Below are 4,321 nucleotides of genomic sequence, written 5' to 3'. Positions count from 1 at the left end.
AGTTCGAGCAGGGCGATGAGCGCTTCGCGATCGCGGTCGCGCCGCTGGCCGAGGGCTTCTTCTGGCACGACGCCGAGCTCGGCCGCGCGATCCAGTTCATCACCGAGACCGAGCTGTTCGCGACCTCGCCCACCGGGCGGCGCAAGCGCAAGCAGGAGCAGGTCAGCGACGTCAACGCGCTGATCAAGGACCTGTCGGAGCTGAAGGTCGGCGACCCGGTGGTGCATGTGAACCACGGGATCGGGCGTTATGTGGGGCTGATGAACATCGACCTGGGCGATGGCCCGAGCGAGTTCCTGCACCTCGAGTACGCCGACAAGGCCACGCTGTACGTGCCGGTCGCGCAGCTGCACCTGATCAGCCGCTACACCGGCGTCAGCGCCGAAGAGGCGCCGCTGCACCGCCTCGGCTCCGGCCAGTGGGACAAGGCCAAGCGCCGTGCCGCCGAGCAGGTGCGCGACACCGCGGCCGAGCTGCTGAACCTGTACGCCCGCCGCGCCGCGCGCGAGGGCTTCGCGTTCCGCTTCTCGCCGCACGACTACGAGGCCTTCGCCGCGAGCTTCGGCTTCGAGGAGACGCCCGACCAGAAGGCGGCGATCCACGCGGTGATCCAGGACATGGTGAGCCCGAAGCCGATGGACCGGCTGGTGTGCGGCGACGTCGGCTTCGGCAAGACCGAGGTGGCGCTGCGCGCGGCCTTCGTCGCCGTCACCGGCGGCAAGCAGGTGGCGATCCTCGCGCCGACCACGCTGCTGGCCGAGCAGCATTTCCAGAACATCTCCGACCGCTTCGGCAAGTGGCCGGTGAAGGTGGCCGAGCTGTCGCGCTTCCGCTCGCCGAAGGAAGTGAAGGCGGCGCTCGAAGGCATCGAGGACGGCACGGTCGACATCGTGATCGGCACCCACAAGCTGATCAGCCAGAGCGTCAAGTTCAAGCGCCTCGGGCTCCTGGTGATCGACGAGGAACACCGCTTCGGCGTGCGCCACAAGGAGGCGATCAAGGCGATGCGCGCCGAGGTCGACGTGCTGACGCTGACCGCGACGCCGATCCCGCGGACCCTGGGCATGGCCCTGGAAGGCCTGCGCGACCTGAGCGTGATCGCGACCGCCCCGCAGCGGCGCCTGGCGATCAAGACCTTCGTGCGCAACGAGAGCACCGGCACCATCCGCGAGGCGATCCTGCGCGAGCTGAAGCGCGGCGGGCAGGTGTACTTCCTGCACAACGAGGTCGAGACGATCGAGAACCGGCGCGAGAAGCTGCAGGAGCTGCTGCCCGAGGCGCGCATCGCGGTCGCGCACGGCCAGATGGCCGAGCGGCAGCTGGAGCACGTGATGCGCGATTTCGTCGCGCAGCGCCACAACGTGCTGCTGTGCTCCACCATCATCGAGACCGGCATCGACGTGCCGAGCGCGAACACCATCGTGATCAGCCGCGCCGACAAGTTCGGCCTGGCGCAGCTGCACCAGCTGCGCGGGCGCGTCGGCCGCTCGCACCACCAGGCCTATGCCTACCTGCTGGTGCCCGAGGTCGAGGGGCTGACCAAGCAGGCGGCGATGCGGCTGGAGGCGATCCAGAACATGGAGGAGCTCGGCTCGGGCTTCTACCTCGCGATGCACGACCTGGAGATCCGCGGTGCCGGCGAGGTGCTGGGCGACAACCAGAGCGGCAACATGATGGAGGTCGGCTTCCAGCTCTACAACGAGATGCTGGGCGAGGCGGTGCGTTCGCTGAAGGCCGGGCGCGAGCCCGACCTGCTGTCGCCGCTGTCGGCCACCACCGAGATCAACCTGCACGCGCCGGCCCTGCTGCCCGATGCCTACTGCGGCGACGTGCACACGCGCCTGAGCCTGTACAAGCGCCTGGCCACCGCCGAGAAGCCGGAGCAGATCGACACGATGCTCGAGGAGATCACCGATCGCTTCGGCAAGCTGCCGCCGCAGGGCCAGACGCTGTTCGACGTGCACCGGCTGCGCGTGCTGGCCAAGCCCTACGGCGTGATGAAGATCGATGCGGCGCCGGGGCTGATGGTGATCAGCTTCCGGCCCAACCCGCCGGTGGATGCGATGCGCATCATCGAGCTGGTGCAGAAGAACCGCCACATCAAGCTGGCCGGCAACGACAAGCTGCGCATCGAGCGCCAGACCCCGGAGCCGAAGGACCGCGCGCAACTGATCCGCGACGTGCTGCGCTCCCTCGGCCAACCCAAAGAGACTGCCTGATCCCATGACCCTCGAATTCGCCCCCGGCCTCGTCATCCAGCGCTTCACGCCGCCGCTGCGGCTGGCGGACTTCAAGCTGATCGCGTTCGACATGGACTCGACGCTGATCAACATCGAATGCGTCGACGAGATCGCCGATGCGGCCGGCCGCAAGGCCGAGGTGGCGGCGATCACCGAGGCCGCGATGCGCGGCGAGATCACCGACTACAAGGACAGCCTGCGCCGGCGCGTCACGCTGCTGAAGGGCGTGCCGGTCAGCGCGATGCAGCAGGTGCTCGATGAGCGGCTGCAGCTGAACCCCGGCGCCGCGGCGCTGGTGCAGGCCTGCCAGGCGGCGGGCATGAAGACGCTGCTGGTGTCGGGCGGCTTCACGTTCTTCACCGACCACGTGCGCGACCGCCTGAAGATCGACTTCACGCGCTCGAACGTGCTGGAGGTGGCCGATGGCGCACTCACCGGCCGCATGGTCGACCAGCCCTGGGGCGACATCTGCGACGGCGACGAGAAGAAGCGCATGCTGCTCGCGACCTGCGCGCAACTGGGCATCCAGCCGTCGCAGGCGATCGCGATGGGCGACGGGGCGAACGACCTGCCGATGATGGGCGTCGCCGGGCTCTCGGTGGCCTACCACGCGAAGCCGGCGGTGCGGGCGCAGGCGATGGTGGCGATCAATGCAGGAGGATTGGACAGGTTGCTGGACGTGATGCAAGTGGTGCAATAGCGGCCTCTTCCAGGAGCGCCACGCATGTTCGATCGCAACACGCCCTTCAACGATCTGCCGCCGCTGCCTCCAGCGACGGCATTGGAGACGACGGCCGTGTTGCGCAAGGCCATCACTGCGAGCCGCGCGCTCGCCGAGTTGAAAGGCATGGCCGAGCGCATGCCCGACCAGGCGATGCTCCTCGACAGCCTGGTCCTGCAGGAAGCGCGGGCCTCGTCGGAGATCGAGAACATCCTGACGACGAACGACGAGTTGTTCAAGGCGGCATCGGATGAGTCCTTGCCTGCCAGCCCCGAGGCCAAAGAGGTGTTGCGCTACCGCCAGGCGCTGAACCACGGCTTCCGGCAGATCGGCACCCGGCCGCTGGCGACCGGCCTGTTCATCGAGATCGCACAGCTCATCAAGCAGGCGGACTTCAGCCTCCGCCGGACACCCGGAACGCGCATCGCGAACGGCCGCGGCCAGACGATCTACACCCCGCCGGAAGGCGATGGCGTCATCCGGGACAAGCTGCGAGAGCTCGAGAACTTCATGCACGCCGAGGACGGGCTCGATGCGCTCGTGAAGATGGCCCTGATGCACTATCAGTTCGAGGCCATCCATCCGTTCCCCGACGGCAACGGACGCACCGGCCGCATCCTGAACATCCTCTACCTCGTCGATTGCGGGCTGCTCACCCAGCCGGTGCTGTACCTGTCTCGCCACATCATCGATCACAAGGCGGCCTACTACGAAGGTCTGCGCCGCGTGACGGAAGAAGGTGCCTGGATCGAGTGGGTGCTGTACATGCTCGATGCGGTCGAGCAGACCTCGCTGCGCACCCGGCAACAGATCATCGACATCCTCGCGTTGATGGAGTCCGTGCGGGAGCGCGTTCAACGTGAAGCGCCCGGTGTCTACAGCAAGGACCTGATCGAGCAGATCTTTCGCCAGCCGTATTGCAAGATCCAGTTTCTGGAGCGCGCCGGCCTCGGAACGCGGCAGACCTGCGCCAAATACCTGCGCGAACTGGAACGGCTCGGCGTGCTGAGCGGTCAGAAGATCGGCCGCGAGGTGTACTTCATCAACGAACCGCTGTTCGAGCTGCTGACCCGGTGACGGCGCGAAAACATGTTAAATTTATGACGTTTTTTTAACACGTTTCAGGAACATGTTCGCGGCAGCGACATGTTCTATGGCATCACCACGATCCCGTCCGCATCCGCAGAAAGCCGGTCGCCCGGCCGCACCCACACGCCCTGCACCTGCACCGGCACGTCGCGCTGCCCTTCGTTGCGCTTCTCGGTCGGCAGCGGCATCAGCGCCAGCGCGCGGATGCCGACATCGCTGGCCGCCAGCTCCGCCACGTCGCGCACGCAGCCGTCGACCACCAGCCCCGCCC

General features: G+C 67.2%; 4 protein-coding genes. 3 read left to right on the top strand and 1 reads right to left on the bottom strand.

Features of this window, described 5'->3' with window-relative positions:
* The 3 genes from mfd to AC1D1T_RS30475 form a co-directional block, all read left to right on the top strand.
* On the top strand, positions 1 to 2,219 hold a 2,219-nt coding region (gene mfd, locus AC1D1T_RS30485; RefSeq protein ID WP_477993163.1), incomplete at its 5' end, for a transcription-repair coupling factor.
* 4 nt (positions 2,220 to 2,223) lie between these two features.
* Positions 2,224 to 2,940: a phosphoserine phosphatase SerB gene (gene serB, locus AC1D1T_RS30480; RefSeq protein WP_477993162.1), complete on the top strand. Its 717-nt coding sequence runs from the start codon at positions 2,224 to 2,226 to the stop codon at positions 2,938 to 2,940.
* A 24-nt stretch (positions 2,941 to 2,964) separates the two neighbouring features.
* Positions 2,965 to 4,038, top strand: coding sequence for a Fic family protein (locus AC1D1T_RS30475; RefSeq protein WP_477845268.1), 1,074 nt, complete (start codon positions 2,965 to 2,967; stop codon positions 4,036 to 4,038).
* Positions 4,039 to 4,112: 74 nt separating this feature from the next.
* Here the strand turns inward: AC1D1T_RS30475 and AC1D1T_RS30470 are convergent.
* Positions 4,113 to 4,321 (bottom strand): RraA family protein (locus tag AC1D1T_RS30470; protein WP_477993161.1); only part of this gene is annotated, 209 nt, incomplete at its 5' end.

The sequence above is a fragment of the Rhizobacter sp. P2_H3 genome, assembly GCF_056403355.1.
Note: the sequence above shows the minus strand (reverse complement) of the source record. Positions and strands in the feature narration are given on the sequence as shown.